Source organism: uncultured Pseudophaeobacter sp. (assembly GCA_905479575.1).
GTDB lineage: Bacteria > Pseudomonadota > Alphaproteobacteria > Rhodobacterales > Rhodobacteraceae > Pseudophaeobacter.
In genome coordinates this window covers 16147-29039 of record CAJQNB010000045.1, presented here as the reverse complement: position 1 = coordinate 29039, position 12893 = coordinate 16147, and the positions used below count along the sequence as shown (strand labels likewise).

Annotated in this window: 12 protein-coding genes; 5 read left to right on the top strand and 7 right to left on the bottom strand. The window is 59.3% G+C overall.

Going from position 1 to position 12893, the window contains the following annotated elements:
- Positions 1-2: 2 nt before the first annotated feature.
- From QZ268_RS13035 to QZ268_RS13025, 3 genes are read right to left on the bottom strand one after another with little or no spacing between them, the layout of a single operon-like run.
- On the bottom strand, positions 3-1019 hold the full coding sequence (locus QZ268_RS13035) for an ABC transporter substrate-binding protein (protein ID WP_295453300.1): 1017 nt from the start codon (positions 1017-1019) through the stop codon (positions 3-5).
- Positions 998-2374: a sensor histidine kinase gene (locus QZ268_RS13030; protein ID WP_295453297.1), complete on the bottom strand. Its 1377-nt coding sequence runs from the start codon at positions 2372-2374 to the stop codon at positions 998-1000. Before QZ268_RS13030 ends, QZ268_RS13035 begins: the two co-directional genes overlap by 22 nt.
- Positions 2367-3032, bottom strand: a complete 666-nt coding sequence (locus tag QZ268_RS13025; RefSeq protein ID WP_295453295.1) for a response regulator transcription factor — start codon at positions 3030-3032, stop codon at positions 2367-2369. The genes QZ268_RS13030 and QZ268_RS13025 overlap by 8 nt, the downstream gene beginning before the upstream one ends.
- 106 nt (positions 3033-3138) lie before the next feature.
- Here QZ268_RS13025 and QZ268_RS13020 point away from each other — a divergent pair, with 106 nt between their 5' ends.
- The 3 genes from QZ268_RS13020 to QZ268_RS13010 all read left to right on the top strand — a co-directional run bounded on the left by QZ268_RS13020 (position 3139) and on the right by QZ268_RS13010 (position 6213).
- Positions 3139-4137 carry a tripartite tricarboxylate transporter substrate-binding protein gene (locus QZ268_RS13020; RefSeq protein WP_295453292.1) on the top strand — a complete coding sequence of 333 codons (999 nt, stop codon included), beginning with the start codon at positions 3139-3141 and terminating at the stop codon, positions 4135-4137.
- Positions 4138-4214: 77 nt separating this feature from the next.
- Positions 4215-4697, top strand: a complete 483-nt coding sequence (locus QZ268_RS13015) for a tripartite tricarboxylate transporter TctB family protein (RefSeq protein WP_295453291.1) — start codon at positions 4215-4217, stop codon at positions 4695-4697.
- Position 4698: 1 nt separating this feature from the next.
- Positions 4699-6213, top strand: a complete 1515-nt coding sequence (locus tag QZ268_RS13010) for a tripartite tricarboxylate transporter permease (RefSeq protein WP_295453288.1) — start codon at positions 4699-4701, stop codon at positions 6211-6213.
- Between the two features lie 76 nt (positions 6214-6289).
- Here QZ268_RS13010 and QZ268_RS13005 read toward each other — a convergent pair whose 3' ends face one another.
- On the bottom strand, positions 6290-6832 hold the full coding sequence (locus tag QZ268_RS13005; RefSeq protein ID WP_295453405.1) for a rhomboid family intramembrane serine protease: 543 nt from the start codon (positions 6830-6832) through the stop codon (positions 6290-6292).
- A gap of 282 nt (positions 6833-7114) precedes the next feature.
- Here QZ268_RS13005 and QZ268_RS13000 point away from each other — a divergent pair, with 282 nt between their 5' ends.
- Entirely contained in the window at positions 7115-8320 is a 1206-nt protein-coding gene (locus QZ268_RS13000) for a YbfB/YjiJ family MFS transporter (RefSeq protein ID WP_295453286.1), read from the top strand.
- A 68-nt stretch (positions 8321-8388) separates the two neighbouring features.
- Here QZ268_RS13000 and QZ268_RS12995 read toward each other — a convergent pair whose 3' ends face one another.
- From QZ268_RS12995 to QZ268_RS12985, 3 genes are read right to left on the bottom strand one after another with little or no spacing between them, the layout of a single operon-like run.
- Positions 8389-9636, bottom strand: a complete 1248-nt coding sequence (locus QZ268_RS12995; protein WP_295453284.1) for an ATP-binding protein — start codon at positions 9634-9636, stop codon at positions 8389-8391.
- A complete protein-coding gene (locus tag QZ268_RS12990) occupies positions 9624-10883 on the bottom strand; it encodes a HAMP domain-containing protein (protein ID WP_295453281.1) in 1260 nt (419 codons plus the stop codon). The genes QZ268_RS12995 and QZ268_RS12990 overlap by 13 nt, the downstream gene beginning before the upstream one ends.
- A complete protein-coding gene (locus QZ268_RS12985) occupies positions 10883-11614 on the bottom strand; it encodes a response regulator transcription factor (protein WP_295453279.1) in 732 nt (243 codons plus the stop codon). Before QZ268_RS12985 ends, QZ268_RS12990 begins: the two co-directional genes overlap by 1 nt.
- Positions 11615-11871: 257 nt before the next feature.
- Between QZ268_RS12985 and phnD the strand changes: the two genes are divergently transcribed.
- A complete protein-coding gene (phnD, locus tag QZ268_RS12980; protein WP_295453276.1) occupies positions 11872-12852 on the top strand; it encodes a phosphate/phosphite/phosphonate ABC transporter substrate-binding protein in 981 nt (326 codons plus the stop codon).
- Positions 12853-12893: the final 41 nt, after the last annotated feature.

The following is a 12893-nucleotide window of genomic DNA, read 5'->3' as shown; positions in this document are numbered from 1 at the left end:
ATCTATTGAATAACGGCGCTGATCCATTCTTTCAGAAAGGTGCGCCGTTTGAGCCTGTCCAGATAGGTCATTAAGGCAGGCCCCAGCGTGATTGCGGATTGGGGCGGAGAGCCGGATTCCGGTATCAGTGGCGGCAAGGGAAAGGCCCCGGGGTCCAATGGGGCGGACTGGATTTTGAGCAGGTGGCGAATAAAATCCCCGGCGTGCCCTGGCTGTGTGGTTCTGGCGGAAACAAAGCCGCTGCGCATCATGGTGATGGGGAAATCAGCGGGCAGAATGACGGCCAGATCATCGGTGTCGGTGGTGCGGGCGGAGGCATAGCTGCCAAGCACATTATAGGCGACGGCGATCTTACCATTTTGCAGGTCGGTGATCATATCCCCGGAACAGCAATACAGATGGGTGCCCAGATTGCCCATGACCTCCATCAGTCGCCAATAGGTCTCAGAGGCCCGGGCATCCTGGGTGGCAAAAAGATACCCCAGCCCGGAATGGCGAATGTCGTAGGTCCCTAACCTGTTGCGGAAGACCTCGGGGCGGCTGCGCAGGGCCTGGATCAAGTCCTGGCGGGTTTGTGGCAGTGGGTGACCGGCAAAATCGGCGCGCCGAATGACAATGGCTGCGGGTTCCGTGGTAAAGGCAAACAGGCTTTGTCGCCACTGGGCCCAATCGGGTGTGGTGACATCTTCAATCGCCAAAGCATGTCCATCATTGGCCAGCTTGAACTGCAAATCCATGGCGCTGGAAATGACCAGATCAAACTGGCTGGGATCCTGGCGGAAAATGCGGTCAATCTCAGCTGTTCCCGAGACAAAGTATTCGATGGACAGATCGGGCCGCTGGGCAAGGAAGCTGGTGATGATGGGCGCAAAAAAGGACCCGTCGGTACTCGATAGAATCCTGAGTGTCTGGCCGCCTTTAGTGCCGCGAAACATTACCCGCTCTTCCCAGGTGTTCTGGGTCTGAGCAGCTGTCATCAGTGGCAGAAGGGCGAGTATCAGAGCGAAAATAACACGCATGCGCCGCCTCCTGTAAGGTTGGACAGGGTTAGCTTTCCACCATGGGCAATGGCGACATCCTGCGCAATCGTCAGCCCCAGGCCTGAGCCGATTGTCCCGGCTGCGTTATTGCCGCGTGAAAACCGCAGGGCCAGATCGGAGATTTCATCGGGGGGAAACCCAGGCCCCTGATCACGGATTTCCACCTGTGGCCGGGGGTGAGCGGTCACCCGAATGTCTATGGTGCTTTCGCTTGGGGAATACTTCAGGGCATTGTCGATCAGGTTGCGAATGGCATTTTGCAGCAGGATGGGATCGCCCTGACATTGGACCGGCTGATCTACATGAAACCGCAGATCAATGTCTTTCATTTCGGCAACCGGCGCGAGACGCAGCACCAGATCCTGTACCAGATCGACCAGATCCAATTGCTGGTATTCCAGCTGGTCGGCGCGAAAGGTGATCATGGCATGATCCAGCAGTTGCCCCGCCGCGCGCGAGCTTTCGTCGATGGCCCGGATCATCGACCTGAGCGCCTGGCGGTTTTGCTCTTTGTCGACCCGCTGGAGGGTGGTTTCGGCGTAGGAACGCACCGTGGCAAGCGGGGTGCGCACCCGATGGGCGGCCTCGGCGATGAAGTCTTCGGATTGGGTCAGCGATTGATTGAGCCGGGCCATTAACCTGTTGAGAGCCCCCACCAGCGGCAGCATCTCGGTGGGCACGGGTTTGCTAACCGGGCTTAGATCCTGGGGGCCGCGCCTGGCGACCGAGGTGGCGAGGCGATTGAGCGGCGCAATGGTGATGGAGGTGACCCAAAAGGACAACAGCACCACCAACACAAAGAAGCCCATGCCAAAGGAGGCAACATTGCGCGAGATGGCATTCAGCCGGTCCGAGAGCGCGTCCTGGGTCTGCGCCACGGAAACGGTGATGTGGGTTTTGACGTCGGCGCCGAGCAGGGTGCGCGAAGCGGTTGAAATCCGGATGGGCTTGCCGATGAACGCAGCGGTTTGATAATGCCGTTCGCCGCTGTCGGGGCTGTCAGCACTGTCTGGCCGCGGCAGATCCGCATAGCCCGACAGCAATTGGTCATCCCGGTAGATGGCGTAAAATACCCGGTCATGCGCCGGTGTGGTCAGCATCGAAAAGGAGGCATAGGGAAAGTCGATCTCCACCTGATCATCACTCAGCACGGCGGCATCCAGAATAGAGGAGACCGAGGCCCCGAGGATGCTGTCTTGCCCCTGTTGCGCGATTTGGGCAGCGTAGTTTCTGACCACCAGAAACAGCAGCAGAGCCAACAGTGAGGCCCCGCCGATCAGGGTCACAGCCAGCCGGTTGCGCAGGGAGCCCGAAATCTGCGGCGCCTCAATCATGGTCCAGCCGATAGCCCAGCCCGCGGTGGGTGGTGATCTTTAGGCCAGAGCCTTCGAGATGTTTGCGCAGCCGCGCGATATAGACCTCAACAGCATTCTCCGAGACATCCTCGTCGTAGGAAAACAGCCGGTCCGCCAGTTTCTGCTTGGGGAAAATTTGCCCCGGCGCATTGAACAACACTTCCAGCAGTCGCAACTCTCGATTGCGCAGGTTCACCACTTTATCACAGACCGTGACCACCCCGGCGACCGGGTTGAAACTCACGTCGGCAAGCTGCAAAACCGCCTGCGATGTGCCGGTCTTGCGGCGCAACACCGCCCGACAACGCGCCTGCAGTTCTTCGTGATCAAAGGGTTTGGTTATGTAGTCATCGGCGCCCAGATCCAGCACGCTGATTCTGTCCGAGACCTGCGACCGGGCGGTCAGAACAATCACAGCTGTGTCGCGTTTCTGGTCCCTATGCTGTTTGAGAAAGCTGCGGCCGTCGCCGTCAGGCAGCATGATGTCGAGCAGGATCAGATCGTAATCTCCGGTCTGCGAAAAGGCGATTGCATCGTCAATTTTGCCTGCATGATCAATGGTGTGGCCATCCAGGTGCATACGTGCACAAATCGCTTTTGCCAGGTCCATATTGTCTTCGACCAAAAGGAATTTCATGCGCTCTTTTCACTTTTTTCATCGCGTGACAGCTCGGTGACAGCTTCTCATGTTTGTCTCTCTCAACTGAGCCGCCTTTCGGACAGTTGTCAAATGGGAGGAAATCATGATGACAATCAAGATGGGCCGTCGCGCCCTGATAGCGAGTGTAGTTGCGACCTTGAGCCTGGTTGGGAGCCTGGCCAGTCCGGTCTCGGCCGAGGGTCATAAAACGCTTGAGAGCATTCACTTTCTGATCCCCGGTGGGGCCGGTGGCGGTTGGGACGGCACTGCACGTGGAACGGGTGAGGCCCTGACCAAGGCGGGGCTGGTGGCAACCGCGTCCTATGAAAACATGTCTGGCGGCGGCGGCGGTAAGGCCATCGGCTATTTGATCGAAAATGCCGAGAGCAACCACGGCACCTTGATGGTCAACTCGACCCCGATCGTGATCCGCTCGCTTACCGGGGTGTTCCCGCATAACTTTCGCGATCTGACGCTGGTGGCTGGAACCATCGGCGATTACGCCGCCATTGTTGTCGGCAAGGACAGCCCGGTGAATTCCATGAGCGATCTGCTGGCGGCCTATGATGCCAACCCCTCGAAAACCGCCATTGGTGGCGGCTCTGTTCCGGGCGGTATGGATCATCTGGTTGCAGCCATGGTGATGGAGGCTGCAGGCAAAGACGCGCTGGAGGTCAAATATATTCCCTATGACGCCGGCGGTAAGGCCATGGCGGCGCTGCTTTCGGGCGAGATCGCAGCCCTGTCGACGGGATTTTCCGAGGCGATTAACCTGGCCAATGCCGGGGAAGTCAAAATCATCGGTGTTACCGCCGACGCGCGCGTTGGCGTGGCGCCGGATGTGATGACCATGAAGGAGCAGGGCATCGACACCAGCTTTGTCAACTGGCGCGGTTTCTTTGCGGCTCCTGGCCTGTCTGAAGACAAGCTGGCGATGTATCAGGACGCCCTGGCCAAGATGTATGACACGCCCGAGTGGGAAGAGGTCCGCGCCCGCAATGGCTGGGTAAACATCCATAACTCAGGCGATGATTTCAAAGGCTTCCTGGAAGAACAGGAACAAGTCATTGGCGATCTGATGAAAAAGCTGGGCTTCCTGTAACACCCAACTGGGTGAGTAAACGACATGTGGCAAGGCGGGCTATCGCCTTGTCACCTTTGAAGGGCAGGGAGGGGAAAATGGCTCTTGATCGCTGGATCGCACTGATCCTGTTAAGTATTTGTCTGGCCTATGGATATACGGCCTGGTTCACCATGGACAGCAGCCTTGCGCCGTTCATGAAACGCAACCCGATCTGGCCCAGCACCTTTCCCAAGGTTCTGTCCATTCTTGGCGTGATCGCCTGTTGTACCATCCTGTTTGGACTGGAAAAGAGCGAGGAAAAGCCCGCCGAGATCAATTACCGCCGGTTGGGGGACTATCATCTGAGCCAGGCGCTGATGCTGCTGGGGCTGATGGTAGCCTATGCGCTGTGCCTGCGCCCTGTCGGGTTTATTGTCTCGACCTCTGCCTTTCTTATTCTCGGGGCCACCATTCTGGGCGAACGGGGCTGGCGCTATCTGCTGCCGATTGCCCTGATTGCGACCCTGGTGGTTTGGTATTTGGTTCAGCAGGTCTTGGGTATCTACATGCGCCCGCTGCCTGGTTTCTGGGGAGGTTGATATGCTTGAAGGACTGCTAATTGGCCTGCAAACGGCCCTCTCGGTACAGAATCTGCTGATGGTGATTGGCGGCTGCCTGATCGGCACCTTTATCGGCATGTTGCCGGGGCTGGGGCCGATGTCGATCATTGCGATCATGATCCCGGTGGCGATCTCGATGGGGGATCCGTCGGCGGCTCTGATCCTGCTGGCAGGGGTCTATTACGGCGCCATCTTTGGCGGCTCGACCTCGTCGATCCTGCTGAATGCGCCGGGAGTGGCGGGAACTGTCGCCTCCAGTTTTGATGGCTATCCGATGGCGCGGCAGGGCAAGGCGGGCAAGGCGCTGACCATTGCTGCCATCGCCAGCTTTGCCGGCGGCACCATTGGGGCGCTGCTGCTGATGATCTTTGCCCCGGCCTTGTCTTCGGTGGCACTGTTGTTTCACTCGCCCGAGTATTTTGCCCTGATGGTTGTTGGCCTGTCGGCGATTGCCGCCTTTGCCGGCACCGGACAGGTGGCCAAGGCGCTGTTGATGACCACGTTGGGATTGATCATGGCCACCGTTGGCGAAGGCGCGCTGTTCAATCTGCCACGGTTCACCATGGGGTTGATGGATCTTCAGTCTGGGTTTGGGTTTATCACCCTGGCAATGGCAATGTTTGCCCTGCCAGAGGCGCTGTTTCTGGTGCTAAAGCCCAAAACCGCGCAGGATGCCGATAGCGGCGCGATCACCGATCTGCGCATCAGCCGGGCAGAGGCAAAATCCATTGCGCCAGTCATCGGGCGGCAGTCCATCCAGGGCTTTTTCATTGGCGTCTTGCCGGGGGCAGGGGCAACCATCGCCAGTTTCCTGGGCTATGCGGTAGAGCGCAGCCTGGCGCCCAAGCAGGAACAGGATCAATTTGGCAAAGGCTCGATCAAGGGGTTGGCAGCGCCAGAAAGTGCCAATAACGCCGCCTGCACCGGATCCTTTGTACCGCTGCTGACCCTGGGTATTCCGGGCTCTGGCACCACGGCGATTTTGCTGGGGGCTTTGGTTGCGCTGAACGTGACGCCGGGGCCGCGGTTGATGATCGACCAGCCAGAAGTGTTCTGGGCGGTGATCATGTCGATGTTCATTGGCAACCTGGTACTGCTGATCCTGAACCTGCCGCTGATCCCCTATATTGCCAAGGTGCTGTCGGTTCCGCGCAGTTATCTGATCCCCTTCATTCTCTTCTTTACCCTGATGGGGGCCTATATCGGCCAGAACAACGCAACCGAGCTGTTGCTTCTGGTGGGCTTTGGGGTCTGTGCCACGGCGCTGCGCTTTGCCGATTATCCGTTGGCGCCGCTGCTGATCGGCTTCATCCTGGGCGGCATGCTCGAAGATAACTTTTCGCGCTCCATGCAGCTTTATGATGGCGCCGCCTTTATCTGGGAGCGGCCGCTGACGCTGGGCCTGTTGTGTTTTGCTGCGCTGCTGGTGCTGCTGCCCAGTTACCGGGCGCGTCGGGCACGGTTGCGGGCGCAGGGCGTGGCAGAGGGAGACTGACCCAAAAGCAGGCCACAGCCCGGGCAAACCCCCGGGCTGAGGCTGCCTTGGAACCAGAATATTTGCAATCCTGAACTTAGGCTCGGCGGCTCAGGCTGTAGCCTGCAAAGATCCCCGCCGCACAGCCAAACAGATGGGCCTCCCAGCTGACACCGGGTTGTCCCGGCAGGATCCCCCAGATCATCGTGCCATATACCAGGGCCACCCCAATGGTGACCAGCAGAGGCACCAGTTGCCGGGTCATCACCCCCCGGGTAAGCAAAAATCCGAACCAGCCAAAGATCAGCCCCGAGGCTCCCACATGTATCGCGGATGCACCAAAGAGCCAGACGCCGAAACCGCCTAGCACGGTGATTAGCACCGAAGCCTTGAAAACCAGCCTTGGGGCGGTGGCCGCCAGAAGGCCGCCGAGAATAACCAAGGGGGCGGTATTGGCGGCAGCGTGGCTCAAAGAGCCGTGCAGAAACGGCATGAACAGGATCCCGTCCAAACCGCCAAGGGAGCGGGGGAGCAGTCCGAACACTGGGTTGAGCGCGTAGCCAGAGACCAGGTTCACCACCTCGACCACCCAGATTATCGCCAATACGACTGCCAGCCAAAGGAACCGTTCCAAAACCACCACCCGTGCATTATCTGTTTCACCGGCTGGGTAGCACAGGCCGCGACGGCAAGAAATACTCTATTGATAGCCAGCTTGCAGCCCGTGACAGGCTTGGCCGCAGCGCCTGTTGTGGGGTGTTCTTTGGGCCAACTCTCTGAACACTGGCCGGTCCGGCGTTGTCACGACGCGGTGACAAACCACGCCCAAGTGCATAAATTGGCTTGCTTGGGCGGCCTATCATTGGCAGCTTGCGGCGGATGGGGTTCCAGGTTCAGGAGCGTCGCACAAAGCAAGGCTTCTATGTCTCTTTCAACAACATCACCGGATGGTCCTGCCATCAATGAAGGTCCAACCCGCCCCTGGCTGGTGCTGACTGGGCTGGCGCTGGGGGTTACTGTCACCAATGGATTTGCCAGGTTTGCCTATGGGGTGATGTTGCCTGCGATGAAAGCCGAGATGGGGTGGAACTATGCCCAGGCGGGATGGCTGAACACCGCCAATGCGCTGGGCTATGTTGCCGGAGCGATCCTGACCATGGTGTTGATCCGGCATATTTCACCGTCGCGCTTGTTTGCATTTGGTCTGGTCACCACCACCATAGCAATCCTGGCCACAGGGCTAAACGCGGCGCTGTGGTGGCAAACGCTCTGGCGTGTCCTGGCGGGCACCTTGGGCGCGATGTCCTTTTCCTCTGCCGGGGCACTGGCTGCGGGGCTGTTTCAAAACGATGCGCGGCGCAACGCGCTGGCCATCGCGATCCTGTTTGGATCAGGCGGCGGGGTTGGCATCGTGTTGACCGGCGCGGCACTGCCGCTGATGCTTGATCGGTTTGGCCCCGGATCCTGGCCCATGGGCTGGATTGCGACTGGCGTGGTCAGCCTGTCGTTTCTGCCCCTGGGCCTGTGGGCCGCGCTGCAACTGCGGCCAGCAGTGCAGAACCCCCTGCGATCCGCACCTTTGCCGGTGCGCAGAATGCTGCCTGAGCTTGCAGGATATGCAGGGTTCGGGTTGGGCTATATTGTCTATCTCACCTTTTTGTCAGCCTGGATGACCGAACAGGCGGCGAGCGCCGGGTTTATTGCGCTGGTCTGGGTCATGCTTGGCCTGTGCATCTGTGTGTCGCCGCTGGTTTGGCGGCCCATTCTGGTCCGCTATAATTCTGGCGTGCCGCTGGCTCTTATCCTGACCGGCATCGCGATTGGATCGGCCCTGCCGGTGGTGCTGCCCAGCGGACCCGCGCTGCTTATTTCGGCGGTGGTCTTTGGCCTGTCGGTCTTTATGGCGCCGGGGGCCGTCACCAACTTTGCCCGCCAGAACCTGCCGCCTGAAAGCTGGGCCGGGGCGATCAGTCTTTTTACTGTTGTGTTTGCTGTCGCGCAGACCCTTGGGCCCTATGGTGCCGGCTTGGTTGGGGATCTGTTTAACAGCATCGGCGTCAGCCTACTGGCCGCCGCCGGTTTGTTGTTGGCGGGTGCTGTGCTCGCCTTGCTGCAAAAACCGCTTTAAGCGGGTCAGGCTGCACCACTGGCTATCTTCATTGTCTGGATAGGTGGTCCGACCCTACCGGATGTAAGTCACCCTTTGGATGCCACCAGTTTGCGCATCATCGCATCCGTAAAGGGTTTTTGCAGTTTTGCTGGCCGCGCCACCGCCTCAAGCTCCTGTGGAACACGGTATGTTTCGCGGGTCGACATGAGGGCCAGCCGGCACTTGGGAAACAGCCGATGGGCAAGGTGCAGAATGTCCCAGCCGGATGCGCCATTGTCCAGATTCAGGTCACTCAGCACCAGGTCCAGCCGGGGCAGGCGGTGCAGCTGCGCGGTGCCGTCGCTAAAACGTCCGGCCCGAACAACGATATAGCCCAAACGTTCCAAGGCCTCTGACGCAGAGGCCAGGTAGGTGGGGTCGTCATCAATCACCAAGGCGGTTCCGGGTGTCAGCATCTCATTGGATTGGTTGTTTTCTTCTGTCAGCGCCGGGAATTTGAGTGTCACTATGGTGCCTTGCTGCGGGGGCTCCGTGCGCGAGCTGAGGCTGAGCTGGCCGCCAGATTGATGGACAAAGCCGTCGACCATCGACAGACCCAACCCGGTGCCGCTGCCATCGTTGCGGTTGGAATAAAACGGCTCTGTTGCGTGGCGCAGTACCTCGGGTGACATGCCGCAGCCATCGTCGTGGATTGACAGCTGTGCCCCGTTGTCATCCGTCACGCAGACGCGGATATGCCCGGCCTCTCCTATGGCCTGACCGGCATTGACGCAGAGGTTCAACACTGCGCTTTCCAGCTGCCCCGGATCCACCCTGGCAAGCACCGGATCTGGTGGAATTTCAAATTCCATCGACACCGAACTTGGCACCGCAATTTCCAACAGATCGGCCATGCCTTCGATCAGCACGCCAATGTCGGTCACCTGGGGTTCCAGATGTTGTTTGCGGGCAAAAGCCAGCAGCCGCTCTGTCAGCGAAATACCCAGATCCAGGGCGGATCTGAGGCGGGTATGCAGATGCTGGGCCTCTTCGGCATCCGCCGTTTCAAGAAGGTGCAGATTGCCAGAGATGCTAGACAGGATATTGCCAAAATCATGGGCAACCTCGCCAGAGACCTTACCCAGCGCCTCGACCCGGCGAATTTCTTCCAGCCGTTGCTCCACCCGTTTTCGTTCTGTGGTTTCGGACAGTAGCCAGACCTCTTCGCCATTTGGCAAAGGCGAGCGGCGCAGCTCCAACACGTTGCCGGAGGGGTCGGCATATTCTTCAAACCCCCCATGTTCGCTGGCCGAGGTGCGCCGAGCAAAACCGGACGCCGCTATCAGATCAGGCACCCGCGCATGGGCAGCACCTTGCGCGGGGGCAGACGTAGCAGCTGGCGCAGATTGTCGTTTTCGGCCTCGATCCACCCTTTGGAAGAGGCAATCGCCGCACCATCCTTGATATTGCGAAACACCCGTGAAAACAGTGCGTTCTGATGACCAATCTGGCGGGTTCGGCGCTCCAGCTTGCGGGCGCTTTCGCGAAACACATGAAACGCCGCATAGAGCTGGCCAATTTCATCGTCGGAGTTTGGTCCCTGTGGCGGGTCTGTGCGGTGGTTGCCCGCTGCAAGCCTGCGCATGGCCTCAGCAATACGTTGCAGATTGCCCGCCACGTAGCGTGACACATAGAGCGATGAGGTGATCGCCACCAACAGGCTCGCGGCGGTGAGGGCCAAAAAGGCGTTTTTGGCAATGGCTAGGTTGCTGGAGGTCTCTGCGCGGGCCTGTGATAGACGGTTTTCCGCCTGAGCGACTTTTGCCCCGGCAAAAGTGCTGACACGGCGGGCTTCTTGCCGGATGCGAAACAGCGCGTTTTCCGCATCAAGCCGCGCCGCCAAATCGCGATGCTTCAGAACAAACAGGCTTTCGCCGCGCTGGGTGGCCTGCTCAATCTCGGCAAATGTCGCCCCATGAACCGGCAGGAGCTGCGCCAGTAAGGCCGCGCGCTGCTTTGTATAGCGACGGTGCGCTTCTCCCAGCTCGATGAGCGCATTGGCCCGTCCCGCCCCTATTGCACTGGCGGTCAGCTGTTGCAGACCAGACCAGACTTCCCGCTCTGCCAGCGGCAACGCGCGATCCCCGGTAAAACGCCGCACCCGCTGGTTCAGCCGCACCATGTCGCGATCAATGGCATCCAGCGCGGCCTGCCGTTCGGTCTGCGGTGCCAGGGCTGTTGTCAAATCATCAATGGCAAACCGCAGCCGTGCCACCGGCAGGTCTAGGGCAGGGTCGTCGGCCGAAAGCGCCTCAATCCGGTCCAGGTTGGCCAAAACCTTGGCCTTTTCCTGTTCCAGCTGAAACGGCGGAAAAAGCGCATATAAAAACGGTGCCGAGGTTGCCAGATCTGCAGATTCCCGTGACAGATCCAAGGCTTCGGAAACCTCTGCCAGGGTGTCCTTATGCAGCACGTTCATCCACAGTTCAGTCCGGTTCAGCACCAAAAAGCCAATCAGGCTGACCAACAGGATCAGGCCAAACAGAACCGCAATTGCGGCCGACAGGCGAAACCGGACACTCAGGTTTGACAGCGTGGGCATCACTGGCCTTCTGGTGATAGGTGGAAAATATACCCCTGGGCGCGGCGGGTCTGCAGATGCACCGGTTTGGAGGCAACGGGCTCGATCTTGCGGCGTAGGCGCAGGATCAGCACATCAATGGTACGATCCACATAGCGTTGCATATCCGAGCCCAGTTCTTGCAACAGTTCCGGCCGCGGGATGACCCGGTTGGGGTTGCGGGCAAAATATTCCAGCAGGCGGTATTCTGCATTGGTCAGCGGGATTTCTTCGCCCTCGGCGTCCAGCACCCGACGGGTTTGAATATCAATGCGCTTGCTGCCAAAAACAATGCCCTGCCCGGAGGCGGCGCTGGTGGGTTTTGCGCCGCCATGCCCATAGCGGCGCAGCACGGCCCGAATGCGCGCGACCAGTTCGCGCGGGTTGAAAGGCTTGATCAGATAGTCATCGGCGCCAGTTTCCAGGCCGATGATCTTGTCGATCTCGTCTCCCACTCCGGTCAGCATCACAATGGGAATTTCGTAGCGTTCGCGGATGTGGATGGCCAGGGTCAAGCCAGACTCGCCCCGCAAACGCAGGTCAATCAGGGCCAAATCCACCGGCGGCGGGTCTCCCAGCGCCATAAACGACGCGATGTCGGGACAGCTGAGGGCCTCAAACCCGCTTTCGCGCATTAAGGCGGAAAGGGTGGTGCGCACGCTTTCGTCGTCATCCACAATCGCAATGAGCGGCTCGGCTTTGCTCATATGCATGCACCCTCTTTCTGTGTCTTCCTGCGGCATCAGACGGCCACTGGGCTTTGACTATCACCGATCCAGTGACGCAGATCATGCCAGATTTTAAGCCCGCGCAACCGGGTTTGTAACATTGTTAACATTAAACTGGCTTTTCGTCTGTTCCATTAACAGACGCGGACTCGCTTCCGCGCGCTGTGGGCTCCTACCTTGGGCGGGTCAGCGCACTGCCTTGGGAGGACCGTCTAAAGGCGTGCGTGAAAAGGGAGGACACCATGACACCATTTATTACCCGAGCTGCAACAGCACTGGGCATCCTGTCGGCGAGCGCTTTTGCCGCTGCCGCCGCAGACTGCGCCGACCGTGGCGCGCTGGACGAACTCTATTGTGACGCCAACGGCGATCTGGTTGCGGATACCTCAACCGACCCGGCAGAGCTGCGCAACCCGGACACCCTGGTTTTTGCCTATACCCCGGTTGAGGATCCGGCGGTTTATGCAGATATCTGGGCGCCCTTCATTTCCCATATGGAAGAGGTCACCGGCAAGGATGTGCAGTTCTTTGCGGTGCAATCCAATTCCGCCGAGGTGGAGGCCATGCGCTCGGGCCGCTTGCATGTGGCGGGTTTCTCTACCGGGCCAACACCTTTTGCGGTGAACCTTGCCGGGGCGGTGCCCTTTGCCATCATGGGCGCAGAGGACGGCCAGTTTGGCTATAAGCTGCAGGTCTTTACCCAGGCAGACAGCGACATCAAGGAAGTGAAAGACCTGGCAGGCCGCCGGGTTGCACATACCTCGCCCACCTCCAACTCAGGCAACCAGGCGCCACGCGCCTTGTTCCCAACGCTGGGTGTGGAGCCTGACAAGGACTACGAAGTGACCTATTCCGGCTCTCACGATCAATCCATGCTGGGTGTTGTGGCAGGTGATTATGACGCGGCCCCCGTTGCATCCGAAGTGGTTGAGCGCATGGCGGAACGTGGACTTTACGACGCTGAGGATGTGCGGATGATCTGGGAAAGCGATCCCTTCCCAACCACCTCCTTTAACCTGGCCCACAACCTGGACCCGGCGCTGGCCGATAAGATCAAGGAAGCCTTCTTCACCTTTGACTTTGCCGGCACCAAGCTGGGGGACGAATTCTCCGGCGTGAGCAAGTTCATTCCCATCACCTACCAGGATCAGTGGGCGGTCATCCGCCAGATCCAGAAGTCCAACGGTGTGGAATATACGCCGCAAGGGCTCGCTGGTAAGTAATCAGACCCTTCCAAAACACCCCGGACAGCGCGCGATCGTTG

What these genes read in the sequence shown, in the direction of transcription:
- QZ268_RS13035 (WP_295453300.1), bottom strand. Translation starts at nt 1,019, where the DNA reads ATGCGTGTTATTTTCGCTCTGATACTCGCCCTTCTGCCACTGATGACA.
- QZ268_RS13030 (WP_295453297.1), bottom strand. Translation starts at nt 2,374, where the DNA reads ATGATTGAGGCGCCGCAGATTTCGGGCTCCCTGCGCAACCGGCTGGCT.
- QZ268_RS13025 (WP_295453295.1), bottom strand. Translation starts at nt 3,032, where the DNA reads ATGAAATTCCTTTTGGTCGAAGACAATATGGACCTGGCAAAAGCGATT.
- QZ268_RS13020 (WP_295453292.1), top strand. Translation starts at nt 3,139, where the DNA reads ATGATGACAATCAAGATGGGCCGTCGCGCCCTGATAGCGAGTGTAGTT.
- QZ268_RS13015 (WP_295453291.1), top strand. Translation starts at nt 4,215, where the DNA reads ATGGCTCTTGATCGCTGGATCGCACTGATCCTGTTAAGTATTTGTCTG.
- QZ268_RS13010 (WP_295453288.1), top strand. Translation starts at nt 4,699, where the DNA reads ATGCTTGAAGGACTGCTAATTGGCCTGCAAACGGCCCTCTCGGTACAG.
- QZ268_RS13000 (WP_295453286.1), top strand. Translation starts at nt 7,115, where the DNA reads ATGTCTCTTTCAACAACATCACCGGATGGTCCTGCCATCAATGAAGGT.
- QZ268_RS12990 (WP_295453281.1), bottom strand. Translation starts at nt 10,883, where the DNA reads ATGCCCACGCTGTCAAACCTGAGTGTCCGGTTTCGCCTGTCGGCCGCA.
- QZ268_RS12985 (WP_295453279.1), bottom strand. Translation starts at nt 11,614, where the DNA reads ATGCATATGAGCAAAGCCGAGCCGCTCATTGCGATTGTGGATGACGAC.
- phnD (WP_295453276.1), top strand. Translation starts at nt 11,872, where the DNA reads ATGACACCATTTATTACCCGAGCTGCAACAGCACTGGGCATCCTGTCG.